Source organism: Kaistella jeonii, from assembly GCF_000812865.1.
Lineage (GTDB): Bacteria > Bacteroidota > Bacteroidia > Flavobacteriales > Weeksellaceae > Kaistella > Kaistella jeonii.
This window is the reverse complement of the sequence record NZ_JSYL01000002.1, coordinates 511918-529022: the sequence shown is the minus strand read 5'-3', so window position 1 is coordinate 529022 and position 17105 is coordinate 511918. Positions and strand designations below refer to the sequence as shown.

20 protein-coding genes are annotated in these 17105 nt (G+C 35.0%); 10 read left to right on the top strand and 10 right to left on the bottom strand.

Annotated elements, in window-relative coordinates:
• Window positions 1-2 precede the first annotated feature (2 nt).
• The 8 genes from OA86_RS05085 (at window position 3) to OA86_RS05050 (ending at window position 9355) form a co-directional block, all read left to right on the top strand.
• Entirely contained in the window at window positions 3-2780 is a 2778-nt protein-coding gene (locus OA86_RS05085) for a TonB-dependent receptor (RefSeq protein ID WP_039349745.1), read from the top strand.
• 19 nt (window positions 2781-2799) lie between these two features.
• On the top strand, window positions 2800-4881 hold the full coding sequence (locus tag OA86_RS05080) for a DUF5689 domain-containing protein (RefSeq protein WP_039349742.1): 2082 nt from the start codon (window positions 2800-2802) through the stop codon (window positions 4879-4881).
• A gap of 193 nt (window positions 4882-5074) precedes the next feature.
• The gene (locus OA86_RS05075) at window positions 5075-5509 is read left to right on the top strand and encodes an RrF2 family transcriptional regulator (RefSeq protein WP_039349738.1); all 435 of its coding nucleotides are present in this window, start codon (window positions 5075-5077) and stop codon (window positions 5507-5509) included.
• Between the two features lie 66 nt (window positions 5510-5575).
• A complete protein-coding gene (locus OA86_RS05070; RefSeq protein ID WP_052257394.1) occupies window positions 5576-6700 on the top strand; it encodes a DUF2249 domain-containing protein in 1125 nt (374 codons plus the stop codon).
• Window positions 6700-6909, top strand: a complete 210-nt coding sequence (locus tag OA86_RS05065) for a hypothetical protein (RefSeq protein WP_039349735.1) — start codon at window positions 6700-6702, stop codon at window positions 6907-6909. The genes OA86_RS05070 and OA86_RS05065 overlap by 1 nt, the downstream gene beginning before the upstream one ends.
• Window positions 6910-6929: 20 nt before the next feature.
• On the top strand, window positions 6930-7763 hold the full coding sequence (locus tag OA86_RS05060; protein ID WP_039349733.1) for a DUF2249 domain-containing protein: 834 nt from the start codon (window positions 6930-6932) through the stop codon (window positions 7761-7763).
• Window positions 7764-9029: a hypothetical protein gene (locus OA86_RS05055; RefSeq protein WP_039349730.1), complete on the top strand. Its 1266-nt coding sequence runs from the start codon at window positions 7764-7766 to the stop codon at window positions 9027-9029.
• Window positions 9026-9355 carry a metal-sulfur cluster assembly factor gene (locus OA86_RS05050; RefSeq protein ID WP_039349729.1) on the top strand — a complete coding sequence of 110 codons (330 nt, stop codon included), beginning with the start codon at window positions 9026-9028 and terminating at the stop codon, window positions 9353-9355. Before OA86_RS05055 ends, OA86_RS05050 begins: the two co-directional genes overlap by 4 nt.
• A gap of 102 nt (window positions 9356-9457) precedes the next feature.
• On the opposite strand, the gene OA86_RS05045 is transcribed toward OA86_RS05050, so the two are convergent.
• The 7 genes from OA86_RS05045 to OA86_RS05020 form a co-directional block, all read right to left on the bottom strand.
• A complete protein-coding gene (locus tag OA86_RS05045; RefSeq protein WP_039349727.1) occupies window positions 9458-9928 on the bottom strand; it encodes a DUF6702 family protein in 471 nt (156 codons plus the stop codon).
• A 40-nt stretch (window positions 9929-9968) separates the two neighbouring features.
• Complete coding sequence (locus tag OA86_RS05040) at window positions 9969-10727, bottom strand: LOG family protein (RefSeq protein WP_082017292.1); 759 nt, start codon at window positions 10725-10727, stop codon at window positions 9969-9971.
• A gap of 4 nt (window positions 10728-10731) precedes the next feature.
• Window positions 10732-11445, bottom strand: a complete 714-nt coding sequence (locus OA86_RS05035) for a nucleotidyltransferase family protein (RefSeq protein ID WP_039349723.1) — start codon at window positions 11443-11445, stop codon at window positions 10732-10734.
• Between the two features lie 73 nt (window positions 11446-11518).
• A complete protein-coding gene (locus tag OA86_RS05030; protein WP_039349720.1) occupies window positions 11519-11935 on the bottom strand; it encodes a RapZ C-terminal domain-containing protein in 417 nt (138 codons plus the stop codon).
• 81 nt (window positions 11936-12016) lie between these two features.
• On the bottom strand, window positions 12017-12208 hold the full coding sequence (locus OA86_RS15965; protein ID WP_260241637.1) for a GxxExxY protein: 192 nt from the start codon (window positions 12206-12208) through the stop codon (window positions 12017-12019).
• 2 nt (window positions 12209-12210) lie between these two features.
• Complete coding sequence (locus tag OA86_RS15960; protein WP_260241636.1) at window positions 12211-12366, bottom strand: GxxExxY protein; 156 nt, start codon at window positions 12364-12366, stop codon at window positions 12211-12213.
• Window positions 12367-12508: 142 nt separating this feature from the next.
• The gene (locus tag OA86_RS05020) at window positions 12509-13531 is read right to left on the bottom strand and encodes an aminoglycoside phosphotransferase family protein (protein WP_039349713.1); all 1023 of its coding nucleotides are present in this window, start codon (window positions 13529-13531) and stop codon (window positions 12509-12511) included.
• A gap of 53 nt (window positions 13532-13584) precedes the next feature.
• Between OA86_RS05020 and xrtF the strand changes: the two genes are divergently transcribed.
• The gene (xrtF, locus tag OA86_RS05015) at window positions 13585-14127 is read left to right on the top strand and encodes an exosortase family protein XrtF (protein WP_039349708.1); all 543 of its coding nucleotides are present in this window, start codon (window positions 13585-13587) and stop codon (window positions 14125-14127) included.
• Window positions 14114-14551 (top strand): exosortase F system-associated membrane protein, encoded by a 438-nt coding sequence (locus OA86_RS05010; protein WP_039349702.1) that lies wholly within the window; start codon window positions 14114-14116, stop codon window positions 14549-14551. Before xrtF ends, OA86_RS05010 begins: the two co-directional genes overlap by 14 nt.
• Here OA86_RS05010 and OA86_RS05005 read toward each other — a convergent pair.
• The 3 genes from OA86_RS05005 to OA86_RS04995 all read right to left on the bottom strand — a co-directional run bounded on the left by OA86_RS05005 (window position 14548) and on the right by OA86_RS04995 (window position 17091).
• The gene (locus OA86_RS05005; RefSeq protein WP_039349701.1) at window positions 14548-15549 is read right to left on the bottom strand and encodes a cation diffusion facilitator family transporter; all 1002 of its coding nucleotides are present in this window, start codon (window positions 15547-15549) and stop codon (window positions 14548-14550) included. The two genes, OA86_RS05010 and OA86_RS05005, sit on opposite strands and share 4 nt — an antisense overlap.
• Window positions 15550-15624: 75 nt before the next feature.
• Window positions 15625-16617: an aspartate-semialdehyde dehydrogenase gene (locus OA86_RS05000; protein ID WP_039349699.1), complete on the bottom strand. Its 993-nt coding sequence runs from the start codon at window positions 16615-16617 to the stop codon at window positions 15625-15627.
• A gap of 33 nt (window positions 16618-16650) precedes the next feature.
• On the bottom strand, window positions 16651-17091 hold the full coding sequence (locus OA86_RS04995) for a hypothetical protein (protein WP_039349698.1): 441 nt from the start codon (window positions 17089-17091) through the stop codon (window positions 16651-16653).
• Between the last annotated feature and the right edge of the window lie 14 nt (window positions 17092-17105).

Here is a 17105-nt window from a genome sequence, read left to right as displayed (position 1 = left end):
TTATGATTAAAAAATTATCCTTAATCTCATTGTTTACTTTGCTTCCTGCATCATTTTATTTCGCACAAACCACGGTTTATGCTTATGTAAAAGATGGGGAGGGAAAACCAATTGAGAATGCAACGATTGGTCTTGGACAATCTGCAGATGATGTAAAAGCCGACAAAATTGGTTACTTTCAGTTTGTAGATGTAAAACCAGGACACTACCAAATTACAGTTTCAAGACAAAGTTTCGAAACGAAATTAATCGAATTTGATGTAGCTGCCGATGAAAAAAGAAAAGATTTGGGAGTCATCAGTTTAGGTGTAACCGCAAATCCAAATGCTGGAGTAATGGTCATCGATGATTCTGCTAACGACAGTTCTGAAGGAGGTTCTTCTATGCAACCTACGGTAGGACTTCTAAGTTCAGGTAGAGATACTTTCCAAAATGTTACCGCGTTCGAATTGGGAGCGTATTGGTTCCGACCAAGAGGAGTAGAAAATAGATATGAAGATGTGCTTTTCAACGGAATTTCAATGTCTAAAGGTGATGATGGAAAAGTTGATTTTAGCAACTGGGGAGGTTTGAATGATGTTACAAGATATCCTTACGAATCTGTAGATAATATTACGCCTTCTGAATATTCTTTTGGAAACTTGGGTGGAGTAGTTTATTACAATACAAGAGCTTCTAGCTACAGAAAACAAACTTCTTTGGCATATTCATTTACGAACAGAAGTTATTTTCATCGTGCGATGGCAACTTATTCCAGTGGTTTATCTAAAAAAGGATGGGCTTTCACTTTTTCTGCAAGTAGAAGATGGGCAGATGAAGGAGTTATCAAGGGAACTTACCAAGATGCTTATGGATACTTCGGTGCGATTGAAAAACAATTCAGCAGCAGACACGCTATTAATATTACCGCTTTTGGTGCTCCAACTTATAGAGCGAGCAATTCACCAAATACGCAGGAGGTTTATGACTTAATGGGTAAAGATTACAACTCTTATTGGGGATGGCAAGATGGGGAAAAAAGAAATTCCCGTATCCGGAAAGTTTTCGAACCAGTATTCATGATCACCGATTATTTAAAAATTGGTAAAAGCAGTAACTGGAACAACACCCTTTCTTACCAGTTTGGTAGAGATGGAAGAAGCCGTTTGGATTGGTTCCACGCTGCGGATCCGAACCCAACCTATTATAGAAATTTACCAAGTTACTTAATGTCTGTAGGAGCTTCACAATCAGATATTGATGCAAATACAAACGCTTGGCAAAATGACCAGAATGTAAGCCAAATTAACTGGAATAACCTTTATAATGCGAATTATGTCAATCGTTATGATATGGCAGGAAAAGAACAAGCTGCTATTTATACCATTGTTGAAGATGTAAACAAAGATAAAACCATCAATTTTGTATCGCATTTTGATACCAAATTAGCCTCTAACTGGAAATTGAATCTTAACTTTAGCTATCAGAATTTAAAATCAGATAATTTTAGAGAGATGAAAGATCTTTTAGGAGGTTTGTATGGAACAAATCTTAATGCTTTCGGAAACGATCAGCCTTACGATTTAGATAACCCGAATGCAAAAATTAAAGTAGGAGACAGAACGCAGTATTCTTACGATTTATTGAGAAATCAGTATAGTTTCAATGCTTCTACAGAAATAGATTTACCGAAATGGAATGTAGTAGGATCAATATTTACCTCGTTCGCAGATTCACAGAGAGATGGTAAATTCAGACACCATTATTACCCAGGAAGTAAAGGTAAAAGTGATATTTACAATTCATTTGATGCCGGAATCAAAGGAAAAGTGACCTATAAAATAAACGGTAAAAACTTTATTGTTTATAACGGAGCATTCTTCAGTTTGGCACCAACTCTTAATGAAATCTTCATTAATCCGCGGGTAAGTAATATGATTACGCCTAATGTAGAAAACCAGATCATCAATTCTAATGATTTGAGTTATGTTTTAAGAGGACAAACTTTGAAAATTCGATTGAGTGGTTACTACACTACCATTAATAATGCGACAGAAATCTCCCGTTATTATGCAGATATATCTTCTTCCGTTGTAGATCAAGGTAATGCTTTGGTAGCTGAAATCCTTAGTGGAGTTAACAAGAGCTACAAAGGTTTGGAATTAGGTGCAGAAGTAAAAATTACGCCAACATTGAGCGCAACAGCTGTAGGAAGTTACGGTGATTATAGAATTACCAATAATCCTAGAGTACTCACTGCTGATGATACAACTGTGAAAAATTATGGTAATCCGATCAGAGATTTTGGTATTGCGAATATTAAAGATTACAAAATTGCTGGAACTCCACAAAAAGCCTATTCGGTAGGATTGAGATACAACTCTCCAAAATATTGGTGGATTGGTGCAACTGCAAATTATTTGCAAGATCAGTATTTAGATTTTTCTGCACTGAACAAAACTCCAACGCTATATACAGATCCAACAGGACATCTTTATCCTGGCGTAACACCAGAAAATTTAGCGCTTATTACGGATCAGAAAAAGTTTGATGATCAGTTTATGTTAAATGCAAATGCTGGAAAATCATTCATGTTCGGAAAATACAGAATGGGTCTTAGTTTAAGTGTAAACAACATTTTGAACAACAGAAATTACGTAACAGGAGGATTTGAGCAAGGTAGATCAGTTAACTTCCCGGAAGCTTTTGCTGATGCACAAAGAGACAAACCTTTGTTCGGACCAAAATTATGGTATGATAGAGGAACTACTTTCTTCGCAAACGTTTATTTAAGGTTTTAATTAATAATAATATATCCAAATGAAAAAATATAATTCATTTTTTAAGGTTTTATTAATCGCTTTCACTGCGCTGTTTCTTACAGGTTGTGTACACGATGATAAATATGATGCACCGAATTTAGACGGTTATCAATGTCAGGATCTTGTCGCAACATTAACAATTGCTCAGGTGAAAGCTTTGCACGGCAGTGCACGATATGATTTCCCTGATACTTCAACTGCCATCATGGAAGGTTACGTATCATCCACAGATGAAACAGGAAATATTTACAAAACTATTTATATTCAGGACGCACCAGTAAATCCTACCCAAGGTTTTACCATCAGTGTTGATGCGGTGAGTACGTACACTAAATTTCCACAAGGGAGCAAGATCTATATCAAATTAGCAGGTCTTTCTTTGGGAACGTATGGTAGTTTAGTACAACTCGGAGTTAGAGATGCAAAATCAGATGCTGCCGGTTTACCAGATGGAGTTTCAAGAATTCCTGAAAAATTGCTTCCATCCCGCATGTTCAGATCTTGTACGATAAGAGAAAATATTGTTCCTAAAGTTTTGAAAATTTCAGAATTTAATTCGAATAATAATATTTTAGGTGCATTGATTCAGGTGAATGATGTTGAGTTTACCAAGAATTCACTTTGTGCAAATTACGCTCCAGACGGATTTACAGTAGACAGACAAATTGGTGAAGGTTGGAGTACTGCTGCTAACAATTATACAGGAACTGCAACCGTAAGAAATAGTGGTTTTGCTTCATTTGCAAATCAACTTGTACCTGCCGGAAACGGAGCATTTATTGGTGTATTCAGTAAATTCAACAGTACTTTCCAATTGTATATTAATAAAGCGGCTGATTTAGCGGCAATGAAAAACTTCCCTAGAAAAGACGGTATTGCAACCAATCCTTGTATATTAGATCAAACAGGATTAACGACCAAAACGGTAGCAGAAACCAAGCAACTTTTATCAGGAGCTTCAAGTCAAATTACGGGTGATTTCTTACTTAAAGTAAAAGTAACTGCAAACGACGAAGCGGCTAATCTTACCCAATCTATTTATGCGGAAGATGAAACTGGTGGAATTCGTATCAATGTCAATAAGGCAAATCTTTATCAGGATGCTCGTTTTAGAGTAGGTAAAGCAATTTATATAAAATTAAAAGGACTTGCTGTTTCTAATGTAAATGGGGAGATTCAACTAGGTCGACTTAGCGGAACAATATTTGCGCCCATATTAGAAGCTAGTGTTTACAATACTTTCTTTGATAGCAATGCGAACGTTTCGGCTCCGGTACCTACAGAAAGAACAATCCCTCAGCTAACAACTGCTGATGTTGGTCGATGGATCAAAATTAAAGATGTTGAGGTTATTGCTGATGATTTATACAAATCTTACGCACCAGCAGCTATAACATTAGAAGATTGTAGCGGCAACAAAATCATTTTGAAAACCAATACTTCAGCGACTTTTGCAGGGGCTGAAACCGATGGAGGGAAAGGTGATGTTTACGCAATCGTAACTTATGCTAATGGAAAATACCAGTTACTGGTTCCAAAACAAATCAATGCCAATTTTGGTAATGCACGCTGCGATGGAACGGTTCCTCAAATTTTCACTACTATTTATGAAGACGGTTTCGATACTTTATTAGCAAAGTGGGATACCAAAAATGTTTTAGGTACACAAGTTTGGTCAACTACCACTTATGGTAATCCAAGACCAAGTGCTTACATCGATGGTTATCGCCAACCAAATTTAGACTGGCTTATTACGAAGAATAAAATCTCTCTTTCAGGATATAAGGATGCTTTTGTATCTTTTGAATCCGACGGAAGATATAGTAGTAATGGTCTTGTATCACTGGAACTTTATGTTACCGAAAATTACACAGGTGATGCTACGACTACAAACTGGACGAAACTTAATGCAGCTTTTGATACTGATATAGATAATTTCAACGGATTTGTAAGTTCAGGTCGGGTAAATTTAAAAAACTACGTTAACAAAGATGTTTGGTTTGCATTTAAATATACTTCGACGTCAGGATTCTCTACAACTTGGGAACTTGATAACTTTAAAGTAAAAGGTACTAAATAATAATAGTTTCCTATTTCTATAAAAGAAGCCGCCTCATTTTTTGAGGCGGTTTTTTTTGCATAATGTTTTTCCCATTAATATTTTCATCATAATGTTATCTAAATAAAAATCTATAATTATTCCTAATCCTAATTAAGACAAATTAGTCCGATTTAAAAATATTTTATATCTTTGTAATATAGAAATCGAATTTATGTTATCAAAAACCTGTGAATATGCTTTAAGAGCTATGATTTATATCGCACAGCAATCGGGCGATGGAAGTACGATCAACATCAAAGAAATTTCAGGAAAAATAAATTCGCCCGAACTTTTTATTGGAAAAATTCTTCAAGGTTTGAGCAAACAGGGATTTCTACAATCCTCAAAAGGAAGATACGGCGGTTTTTATATTTCCGATGAAGAAGCAAAACATTCTCTCGCAGATATTATCACTGCGATCGATGGTAATAAAATGTTCGAAGGGTGCGGTCTCGGTTTGGCTTTTTGTTCAGAAACCAATCCTTGTCCCATTCATAATACCTACAAAGAAGCAAGAGATCAATTGCATGAAATTTATGGCAAAACAACCTTGAACCAATTTAGGAAAGAAAATTCCGTCGAAAAATTACAATTGAGAAGAGGATAATTGATGCACTAAAAAAACTTTTATTAAAATTTAACAATACTTATTTAACTAAAAAAATTATAAGAAATGGCAACAGTAGAAACTTTAGATGTAACCAAATTAGAACCTCGGTTGAAACATCCTACTATTTTTAAATATTTTGACGCCTTGCAACCTGGCGAAGAATTCGTCATCGAAAATGACCACGATCCAAAACCACTTTATTATGAACTGATCGGTGAAAGAGGAAATATTTTTACCTGGGAATACCTCGAAAAAGGGCCAGAATTATTTGTCGTAAGAATTTGTAAAAATCCTTTAGAAGAGCAAAAAGAGGTAGAAAGATTAAATGTAACTGCCATCGAACCCAAGTTTAAACATCCAACTATTTTTAAATATTTTGATGCTTTGAAAGCTGGTGAAAGTTTCATTATCGAAAATGATCATGATCCAAAACCACTTTATTACGAATTGATTGCAGAACGTGGTGATATTTTTACCTGGGAATATTTACAAAAAGGGCCAGAATTATATGAAGTTCAAATCGCCAAAAATACAGTGAACGAAACAGCCGGAACCATCTCTGAAAAAGACATTCAAAAAGCTGAAATGCTAAAAGCTAAAGGAGTTCAGTTTGCCTGCAGCAGTGATAAAAAGGTGGAAGCCGGTAAAGCCCCAATTTATGATTATGACAAGTGGGAACTCGATTTTCTAACCGATTATATTGTAAATACACATCACCGTTACATCAAAGATAACGCCGAAAATCTAAATGATTTAGCTATAAAAGTCGCAGAACATCACGGCGATAATCATCCGGAATTGAACCGAGTTTCAACCATAATGTATCATTTTTTGCAGGATTTATTAGACAATACCGTAAGAGAAGAAGAGGTTTTATTTCCTGTAATTAAGCAAATTGTGGCTAAAACTAGAAATACAGAAACGGAAACTACCTATAAAATTGGTTCAATCGAAGAACCTATTAAAGTGCTGTTAAAAGACCACGAAATCGCAGGTGTAGATTTGTCATTCTTCAGAAAATTGACCAACGATTATACACTTCCAGCCGATGCGTGCAGTTCGTACGAATTTCTTTTTAAAAAAATGCAGGAATTCGAAAGCGATTTACAAACCCATATTGATTTGGAAAATAATATTCTTTTTCCGAAAGCAATTCAGTTAGATGCAGAATTGGCAAAATTAAATTAATGGAAATTACTGCAGAACTCACCGGTTTTATGAGGTCTGCAGTTTTTTTAGTAAAAGTAAATATTTTTTTGGGCAGCTTTTTCCGTCTTCCGTTCCCGCTATTTTTTGCCAAAGCTTTAGCCAACGCAAAAAAAATGAGCTTCACTCAAGCCGGGCTGCAGATTTCGCTCCTCAGCAAATTTGCCAATAATAAAACGATTTACTTCTAAAATATAGAACACAACCTATTATGGAAAACATAACTGCCAAAACAAAAATTTCAGAACTGATCAAATTCAATTCGAAAAGTGTAGATGCAATCGCTTCTTTGGCAAAACCTTTAGAAAAACTCAAAAATCCAATCCTAAGAAAAATGATGGCGTCTCGAGTTACAATTGGTGAGGCTGCAAAAATGGGTGGAACAACCGTTGAAGAATTTAAACGCGTTCTTCTTCCCCTTGGATTTACTTTTGAACAAGAAACTTCCGCAAAAGAGGAAACAATTGCAGAACCGAAACCGACTTGGCTACAAAAGGCAAATCAATCAGATATTGACTTTTATGATGTTCGACCAATTATTGATAACGGAGCAGATCCTTTGAAGGAAATCTTGGGACGCTTTAAAACAACTGAACCGGGAAAAATTCTGTGTATTATCAATAATTTTATACCGACGCCTTTAATTCACCTTTTGAAACAGGAAAAAGCGGAAGCAACTTTCGTTGAAACCATTAATGATAAAGAGTTTCAAACCTATTTCTTGAAAAAAGAAAAAGAAGCAACGCATTCTTCAGTAACAGCAGAGGAAAAATTGAATATGGATGACGCAGAAAGTTTCGTGGCGATTTGCAATCAATTTGCCAAAGAACAAACCAAAGAAATCGATGTACGCGAACTTGAAATGCCTGGACCAATGGAAATGATTCTATCCGAATTAGAAGAACTTCCGGATGGAAATGCTTTATTCATTAATCATAAAAGAGTTCCTGTTTATTTATTAGAAGAACTTGCCGATAAAAATTACGAAGTTCACATCAATAATAGAGAAGAAGGCAATGTAAAAATGTTGATCTTCAAAAAATAAATGGCAAAAATTAGTATAGGAAAAGCCCCAGGAAATAGCGCAGTACTTCCGTTTTATGCAACAGGAGCGATTATGTTTTTTGTTCTCTGCGCATTAATGGTTTTCAGTCCGGAAACTTTTACAAGACATTATTTTACACCCCATTTATTGACGATGGTTCATATTGCTGCTTTAGGATGGGGAACAATGATTATTTTTGGTGCGGCTCATCAATTATTGCCTGTGATTTGCGAACAGGATTTGTACAGCGAAAAAATGGCAGCTTTTGTTTGGTACACTTTGACTTTAGGAATGATTTTGCTGACCGCAAATTTTTGGAATTTAACGGTTGGTTGGGTAATGATTTCCGGAGGTTCCTTGATTGTTATTTCGGCAAGTCTTTATTTGTTTAATGTTTTGAAAACGAGTAGAATATGCAAAAAATATTCGATTCAAAAACTTTTTCTAACAAGTTCTGCGATTTGGCTGCTTTTTACCGTGGTTGTCGGTTTGTTATTGGCTGTTAATCTGAAATTTTCATTCTTTAAACAAAGTCATTTAGAAATCTTAAAACTTCATGCTCATGCAGGATTTGCCGGGTGGTTTTTGCAATTGATAACTGGAGTAAGCACAAAATTAGTTCCGATGTTTTTATTGGGAAAATCGAAGAAAGAATATTTGTTGAAATGGGCTTTTATTTTTCAAAATCTTGGACTGATTCTTTTCCTTACCGATGGTTATTTTATTGGAGTAAGTGTTAGAGTTTTGATTTATGCAGCATTGGTTTTGATTGGCGTTATCTTCTGGTTATTATATTTATACGATACTTTTAAAAACCGTTTAAGAAAAAGAATAGAGTTGTTGATGAAGCATGCTTTTCTTTCCTTTTTAGCTTTAGTACTTTCAATATTGCTTTTACCTGCCATCTATTTTTCTACGGGTTATCGCTGGACAATACTTTACGGAACGCTACTATTCATGGGTTGGATCACCAGTATTATTTTAGGAAAGACATTTAAAACACTTCCATTTATTATTTGGAATAATCATTATAAAAATTTATCGGGAAAAGTAAAAGTTCCTTTACCGAAAGATTTGTATAGTGAAAAACTCACTGTTTGGCAATTTAGAATTTTCATTGCTGCATTTCTGGTTTTTGCTTTGGGAATAATTATTCAGGAAGTCATCGTCATTAGAATTGGCGCTATTTTGTGGATGATTGTTGCCATTTTATACAATATCAATGTCTTTAAATTAATGTTTCATAAAAGAAAAAAAATCTCATGATACTCGATTCAACAGATAAAAATTACGACAAAATAAGTCGTGCAGAAATGGCTCTTTACGAAGTTATTGATCCGGAATTGATGGTCAATATTGTCGATTTGGGTTTGGTTTATGATGTAGAAATAAAGGAAGAAAATATTGTTAAAGTGACGATGACTTTAACTACACCACATTGTCCCATGGGTGAAGCGATTCAAACCGGAGTTAAAAATGCCTTGGAAAAAGAATTTCCTGGTTTTGATGTAGAAATCGATCTTACTTTTGAGCCTGCCTGGAATTATGATATGGTTTCATCTGAAGGAATGCAGCAACTGAATGATAGATAGCGACTTTCTTTTATAATTGTCAAGCGAAATACTCCGCAGTATTTCAAAATAAAAATCCGTCTCAATTGAATTGAAACGGATTTTGTATTTATGGTTTTTCTTCTAAAAACTAACTTCATTCACTTCTTTTCCTCTCTGGAAATTCATGGTTTTCTGATTTCCCTTGTAAGCAATATTAACTAAGTTAAACTGTTTTGGGAAGGTACTCAACATGATGGTATTTTTGATTTTCAAAGTGCTAATGTCAGCAATCCCACTGGCTTCAAAATAAACCCACACCGATTCACCATTGATTTGACTTCCTGTGAAAGTGAGAGATTTTGCACTTCCATTAACGTATAAGTCAAAATTATTATTAACATATTTTTTTACCTCTGCTTCAAAACCTGCTGTACTTGGATTTATTTTAATGGCATCAGAAATATGTTCTTTATTCATTTTTGTAGTAAATTTTAAGGTCTTGCTTCCTTCCACATAATCTACTTTGGTCATCGAAGAATAAAAATCTGCTTCTGCAAAACTCATCATCAATATCAAAGCTAGAAATCCCGTAATCTGTAAAAACTTTTTCATCTTTTTCTTTTGTATTATTAAAGGCTCAAATATAATGCCACTAAAAGTTAACGTTCACCGTATATTTATCGTAAAACGCTTTAATATGGGCAACTGCGTCTTCCGCAGTATCTACAACCCGGTAAAGATTTAGATCCTCTTCAGCGATCATACCGTTTACCAAAAGTGTGTTTTTGAACCAGTCGATCAAGCCACTCCAATATTTCGAACCGACCAACACAATCGGAAATCTCCCAATTTTATTGGTTTGAATTAAAGTGATTGCTTCCATCAATTCATCTAAAGTTCCAAATCCTCCTGGCATCACGATAAAACCTTGAGAATATTTAATGAACATTACTTTTCTTACGAAGAAGTAGTCAAAATCCATGCTATACCCTTTATCGATAAAAGGATTAAAATGTTGTTCAAAAGGCAGTTCTATGTTTAATCCGATTGATTTTCCACCACCTTGATGTGCACCCTTGTTTCCCGCTTCCATAATTCCGGGGCCACCTCCTGTGATGACACCGAAACCGATTTCTGTAATTTTTTCTGCAATATCTACGGCCATGTTATAATGTTCACTGCCTGGTTTTAATCGTGCAGATCCAAATATAGAAACGCAGGGACCAATTTTTGCCAATTTTTCGTAGCCATCTACAAATTCCGCCATTATTTTAAAAACCATCCAGCTGTCTTTGGTGATCGTTTCGTCCCAGGTTTTTTCCTTGAAAGAACTTTGTACTTTTTGATCGATCTCAAATGCGGGTCCGGTAATGTCTTTTGTTGTTCCTTTCCCTCTTTTTATTTTACTCATTCTTTTATTTAAAAATTTTTTCTGCAGCCAGAATAGATTCCGGTCTTCCTACATCAATTAAATGGGCTTGATGTTCATAGCCATGAATTTCTTCAGTGTGCATTAAATCAAGATACTCTTCCATAATGGAAAATTTGCCTTTTCTTTTTATTTTATTAAAAATTCGGGGATTAATGCAGTGTATTCCGCTAAAAGCTAAGGGTTTAAATCCTTTGTTGAATTCGGCCAATCGCTGTTCGCCGGTTTGTACATTCAACCAACCCCGCAGGATCATATTTTCATTAAATAGTAATTTCCGAGAACTTATACGGTCAGATACTGCTAATGTAGCGAAATCTTTCTTTTCCTGATGAAATTTCACAAAACCATTCAAATCTAAATCTGTCAAGATATCTGCATTCATGATAAGAAAATCTTCCTCAAAATCTAGAAATGGTCTTGCAAAAACCAGTCCACCACCAGTTTCGAGCAGTTCTGCTTTTTCATCGGAGATCTCAATTTTCGCGCCGAAATTATCATTCTTCTTCAGAAACTCAGTAATCTGTTCTCCGAAATGATAAACATTGATCACAAAATCATTGATGCCAAAACTTTGCAAATATTTAATATTTCTTTCCAGCAAAGGAATTTCATTCACTACAGCAAGAGCTTTTGGATGATGATCAGTAAAGGGTTTTAAGCGGGTGCCTTTTCCGGCTGCGAAGATAAGTGCTTTCATAAATTTTGATGAATAATTGGTAATGAGCAATCAGTAATATTACTATCATTTATTGCTTATTATTTATCAATTATTATTGATGATTAAGTTGTGGCTGTTCGTCGTGTTGAATCGTAACAGATGTTTCAGGATATTTTCCTTTGATGAATACTGCAATTTTTTCAGCGCAATAAACCGAGCGATGTTGTCCACCAGTACACCCAAAATTAATTTGAAGATGTTCAAACCCTCTCGAAAGATAATTATCAATGTTGATGGAAACCATATTTTTCACGAGTTCTAAAAAATTAGGCATTTCGGTAACGGTTTCCAGATAATTTTGAACGCCGATATCACAACCGGTTTGTTGCTTGTATTCGTCAACTCTTCCTGGATTTAAAATACCACGACAATCGAAGGCAAAACCGCCACCATTCCCGGTGTTATCTTTCGGTATTCCTCCTTTTTTGTAGGAAAAACTGTGTATTTCTACCTTTAATTTATTGCTCATATTTTTAAACCATTAAGGTATTTTAGTTTTTAAGAATGATTAAAATTCAGATAAATCTGAATTAAGGTTTGAAAAAAATTGCTATTCGGGTAAATCTTTAAAATACTCATTTATTATTGGTTTTAATGAATTTGTGATGTTGGTCGTGAAAAAGTTAATTAATAAACCTTGAGGCTTTTTTAATAATTTCATGTAAGTCATTAGTTGTGCATTCACGAGAAGATCAACTTTTAAATCTGCATCAATTACAATATCATCATATATTATTGGCACTCTTATCTGTTCTGCACCGTGTATCCATTCTTTTGAAGCTCATGAACTAAACATTTTTCATAAATACTTTCTAAAAGACCGGGCCCAAGAATTTTATGAACCTTGATTGCAAAGCCGGTGATTTCATATGATAATTGGGTAACTTCTTTTTTTGTCATTATTTGAAAATTTAAAATAATTAAACTCCTTAAAAATATAAACTTCTTTTTTCAAAAATTCAAAAGTGGTCGTATTGCACTCTGTACAGCAACTTATTAAATCTTTAGATTTTCCTTAATAAAACTTAAAAACTAAAATATCTTAATGTTTAAAAATAATGCGGTCAATCTTATTCTTCACCTCATCCGTCTTCAATTGCAAAATAATCTTCTTCAATTCAGGATATTCATTCATTTCCTGCCAGTTTTCAGAAAAGTTGTAAAGGTTTTCAATTCCCTGATCGATGCTCGAAATAAAATGTTTTTTCCTTTGAATCAATCCACGGAAACCATACGCTCCCAAAACCTGCAGAAATCGAATAAGCTGAATCGGTTTCAAAGAATTTTTCAACTGCCCAACTTTTTCCCCGTCCTTCCACAATGAAAAATAATAGTTGAGCATTTTCTCTTTGAAATCATTAGGAAAATTTGCTTTTGCCTGAAATAAAAATGAAATAACATCGTAAATGAGCGGTCCTTTCATCGCAGACTGGTAATCGATAAAATACAGTTTATCATTTTCATCGACCATAATATTGCGAGCCTGAAAATCTCGGATCATAATTCCTTTTGGCTCCAGGTTTTCAATTCGGGAAACTAATTTCTTAAATTCAAGAAGCAAACTTGTTTTATGATAGGGAAGTTCTAAAACATCGGCGATGAAACTTTTGAAATAAAATAAATCATTCAAAACCGGAAGTTCATTGTAGCTTTCATATTCAAAGGTTTCTGAATAATCAATTGAGTCGGCGGTCTTCGTTTGAAGATCATAAAGTTTTTGAAGTGTTTCTTTAACTAAAGATTTCGTTCTTTCGGAAAGCCCTTCCTCTTCTATAACTTCTGATAATGTATTCTCGCCTAAAAATTCCTGAATATAGATTTTTCTATCTTCCGAAATCTTATAAATTTTTGGAGTGTTTAATTGAAGTTCAGAAAAAACCTGGGAAAAATAATAGAAACTTTCGTTTTCTGCCAAATTATCATTAAACGTGATGATGTATTTTCGGTCTGAACTTTTGCCTACAAAATTTATTCTTGCAGATCCGCTTTGTGCTAAACTAAAAAAATCGGACGCTTTCTCGCCGATAAATTCTTCAAAAAAAACTTGTGCCTTTTCCCTGGTCATACTTTTACAAATATAGGGAAATTACAATTTTATAAATCATTATATTTGCAGGAATGTTCACTGATTTCAAGCCTGTTCTGAAAATTCTGCTGCGATTTATCATTTTATATGTGGTAATGGTTTTGGCGTATCAGTTTTACCTGAATGAATTCAAAAATGCAGGTTTAGATCCTTTTTCAACCTGGGTCATGAGACAAACCACTTTCGTACAGGAGTTTATGGGTTATCCTTCGCAAATGATACCAGGAAAACCGCAAGATGAAACAACATGGTTTTTTGTCAGTGGAAAATATACGTCTAGAATGGTCGAAGGTTGTAACGCAATTTCGATTATGATTTTGTTTTTGTCTTTTATTTTTGCTTTTTACAAAGGCGCAAAAACTTTTCTTTTTGTAGTTTTCGGGTTGCTATTCCTCCATCTTATGAATATTCTTCGAATTGCCGGACTCAATATTATTATTTTAGAATTACCGCAATATTCCAAAATTGGTCATGATTATTTTTTCCCAGCGATTATTTATGGAAGCGTTGTACTTCTTTGGCTGATCTGGGTTAAATTTTTTGCTTTAAAGGAAACAGAAAATGAAAATACTTAGTTGGCTTTTTGTAATTCTGGGAGTTTTCGGTCTCATCAGCATTCGCATGCTGGAAGATGAGATTTTTTACGATCCTTTTCTCTACTATTTTCATGAAGCTAATAAACATGCAGCTTTCCCTGATTTTGAATGGACGAAGCTCATCTTTAGTTATATATTTCGCTTTTTGCTGAATCTCTTTTTTTCTGCAGTGGTTGTTTATTTTATTTTCAAAAATAAAGAATGGACCATTCAGGCGATCATTTTAATGCTTATTGTTTTCGCGATCACCTTGCCGATCTATTTGTACTGCATTCACACCAAATTTGAGATCGGATATCTCTTTTCTTTTTATATGAGAAGATTTGTCATTCAACCTTTGATCCTCTTACTGATCATTCCGCTGTTTTATTATCGAAAAAAGATGATAATTAACCGCCTTTAATTATTGACATCATGTTTGCTCACCTGAGAAATATTCTTGTAATTCCACTCGATTTTTTTTACAAAAGGTCTTTCCCGAACCGGACAATCAAAAATTTGACAGATTTCGCAGGAAGCCGGTTTGCAATCATCTAAATGAAAATTGAATTCGATCGTTCGGTCTGTATTTTCTCCGATCAAGCGGTACATTTCTTCCATTTCTTCGTGTGCTTTCCGCAATTCAAAATACCAGGGAATTGTTAAATGAGCATCGATGTGAAGTCCGCTTCCGTGCTGTTGAATTCGCATATTGTGGAGGTCGATCCATTCCGGTTTTCGGTTTTCATTCAGAAAAGCAGCGAGGCGGGAAAGCATTCCAAGATCTGCTTCATCCATGATTCCGCTCAATGATTTACGAATAATTTTGTAGCCCACAAACATAATATAACCACCGAAAAGTAAGGCGACAACAGCATCGATCCAGTAGAGTTTTGTGAAATAAACCAAGATCAAACTCACGACTACTCCAAGTGTCGTTAAAGTATCGCTCTGCAGATGCTTCCCCGAACTTTGTAAAACAAGGGAGTTTTCTTTGATGCCTTTTTGAGTAGAAATGTAACCCAGCAAGTAATTAATTACGGCGGTCACGGCAACGATAAGGATTCCCCAATCTAATTGTTTAGGCGTATTTCCGTGTAATAAAGAATCGACAGACTGTACGATAATAATAACTCCGGCAAAAATTATTAGCGCTCCTTCGATTCCTGAAGTCACGAATTCTACTTTTCCATGCCCATAAGGATGTTCGCGATCTTTCGGTTTTGCGGCGAGATAAAGCGAATATAATCCCATAAAACCGGCGATGATATTCACGATACTTTCCATAGCATCAGAAAAAACCGCATCGGAATTGGTCAAATGCCAAGCGATTAGTTTTCCAATGAAAAGTACAATTCCGATAATGGCGACCCATCTTTGAAAGGCAAAATTATTATTGGGGGAATTGCTGTTTTCTGTCATTACAGTTATATTGTATTAATTAAAATTGTTTCAATCATCTAATTAAAAATGCTCACTTTCTGGTGAGCATTTTCTTTAGACTAATTTGTTTTCGAGCAGATATTCTGCGATCTGCACAGCGTTTGTTGCGGCACCTTTTCGGAGATTATCTGCGACGATCCACATATTCAACGTTTTGGGTTGGGAGAAATCTTTCCGGATTCTACCGACAAAAACCTCATCTTTTCCTTCTGCATAAAGTGGCATGGGATAAATGTTATTTTTTACGTCATCTAAAACAGTGACTCCAGGCGTATTTGAAAGAATATTTCGAACCTCATCCAAATCAAAATCATTTTCGAATTCGATATTTACGCTTTCGGAATGACCACCTTGAACGGGAACACGAACTGCTGTCGCGGTAATGTTAAAGGTGTGATCGCCCAAAATTTTCTTCGGTTCGGTCATTAATTTTATTTCCTCCTTCGTGTAATCATCGTCTGAAAAAACATCACATTGCGGCAATGCATTTTTGAAAATTTCATAAGGATAAACTTTTGCGACATCATTAGTGCCTTCGATCTCAGCATTGAGCTGATCAACTGCATTTTTCCCTGTCCCCGTAACAGATTGATACGTGGAAACAATAACTCGTTTCAAGTTGTATTTCAGATTTAAAGGATGCAAAACCATTACCAGCTGAATCGTCGAACAGTTTGGATTTGCGATGATCTTATCTTCTTTGGTAAGTTCTGTAGCGTTGATTTCAGGAACGATCAACTTTTTATCAGCTTCCATTCTCCATGCGGAAGAATTGTCGATCACCGTAGTTCCTGCGGCGGCAAATTGCGGTGCAAATTCCAGAGAAGTTGTTCCACCTGCAGAAAAAAGCGCGATCTCCGGTTTCATATCAATCGCGGTTTGCATGGATACGACTTTGCATTCCTTTCCTTTAAAAATAATAACCTTACCAACCGATTTCTCGGAGGCTACAGGAATTAATTCAGTAAGTGGAAAATTTCTTTCCTCTAAAACTTTTAACATTACTTGACCCACCATTCCGGTTGCGCCAATAAGTGCTACTTTCATTTATTTAAGATAAAAATTAGAATGACTGCTTAATTACGATCCGAAAACTCTCATCCAAGGGAAAGCGTACGCAAATAATATAACTGCAACAACGCCCATAATTACGATTCCGAAATTGAGTTTATCGTTTGTTTTTAATTTTTTATTGATGATGGTCATTAAAACCGCTCCAACAACCATTGAAAAAGGATGCTCTACAAAGGTGTGTCTGGTTGCAGAGTCACTCATTAATGTTCCGCCGTCTAAAGCCTGTTTAAAACCGGGTGAAAAGATAAATAGTAAGGCAATTCCTACCAATGCCTGAATATGAAACATAATCATGGTAATTAAAGTAGACTTTTTCAATAATTTAGAAATTTTTCCGGAGTACCCAAACATACAAACGAGTAAAGAAATTAGGAATACTGCTACGAGTAATAAAACCAAGTAACCAAATCCTTTGTGTGCCTGAAGAAAAATGTTGTAAAAATCCATTTTATTTTTTTTAA

Bases quoted from the DNA above. Each gene is read 5' to 3' on its own strand.
- OA86_RS05005 (WP_039349701.1), bottom strand. From the start codon at position 15,549: ATGACAGAAAACAGCAATTCCCCCAATAATAATTTTGCCTTTCAAAGA.
- OA86_RS05050 (WP_039349729.1), top strand. From the start codon at position 9,026: ATGATACTCGATTCAACAGATAAAAATTACGACAAAATAAGTCGTGCA.
- OA86_RS05030 (WP_039349720.1), bottom strand. From the start codon at position 11,935: ATGAGCAATAAATTAAAGGTAGAAATACACAGTTTTTCCTACAAAAAA.
- OA86_RS15960 (WP_260241636.1), bottom strand. From the start codon at position 12,366: ATGACAAAAAAAGAAGTTACCCAATTATCATATGAAATCACCGGCTTT.
- OA86_RS05055 (WP_039349730.1), top strand. From the start codon at position 7,764: ATGGCAAAAATTAGTATAGGAAAAGCCCCAGGAAATAGCGCAGTACTT.
- OA86_RS05060 (WP_039349733.1), top strand. From the start codon at position 6,930: ATGGAAAACATAACTGCCAAAACAAAAATTTCAGAACTGATCAAATTC.
- OA86_RS05085 (WP_039349745.1), top strand. From the start codon at position 3: ATGATTAAAAAATTATCCTTAATCTCATTGTTTACTTTGCTTCCTGCA.
- xrtF (WP_039349708.1), top strand. From the start codon at position 13,585: ATGTTCACTGATTTCAAGCCTGTTCTGAAAATTCTGCTGCGATTTATC.
- OA86_RS05065 (WP_039349735.1), top strand. From the start codon at position 6,700: ATGGAAATTACTGCAGAACTCACCGGTTTTATGAGGTCTGCAGTTTTT.
- OA86_RS05040 (WP_082017292.1), bottom strand. From the start codon at position 10,727: ATGAGTAAAATAAAAAGAGGGAAAGGAACAACAAAAGACATTACCGGA.
- OA86_RS05045 (WP_039349727.1), bottom strand. From the start codon at position 9,928: ATGAAAAAGTTTTTACAGATTACGGGATTTCTAGCTTTGATATTGATG.
- OA86_RS05080 (WP_039349742.1), top strand. From the start codon at position 2,800: ATGAAAAAATATAATTCATTTTTTAAGGTTTTATTAATCGCTTTCACT.
- OA86_RS05075 (WP_039349738.1), top strand. From the start codon at position 5,075: ATGTTATCAAAAACCTGTGAATATGCTTTAAGAGCTATGATTTATATC.
- OA86_RS05070 (WP_052257394.1), top strand. From the start codon at position 5,576: ATGGCAACAGTAGAAACTTTAGATGTAACCAAATTAGAACCTCGGTTG.
- OA86_RS04995 (WP_039349698.1), bottom strand. From the start codon at position 17,091: ATGGATTTTTACAACATTTTTCTTCAGGCACACAAAGGATTTGGTTAC.
- OA86_RS05035 (WP_039349723.1), bottom strand. From the start codon at position 11,445: ATGAAAGCACTTATCTTCGCAGCCGGAAAAGGCACCCGCTTAAAACCC.
- OA86_RS05020 (WP_039349713.1), bottom strand. From the start codon at position 13,531: ATGACCAGGGAAAAGGCACAAGTTTTTTTTGAAGAATTTATCGGCGAG.
- OA86_RS05000 (WP_039349699.1), bottom strand. From the start codon at position 16,617: ATGAAAGTAGCACTTATTGGCGCAACCGGAATGGTGGGTCAAGTAATG.
- OA86_RS05010 (WP_039349702.1), top strand. From the start codon at position 14,114: ATGAAAATACTTAGTTGGCTTTTTGTAATTCTGGGAGTTTTCGGTCTC.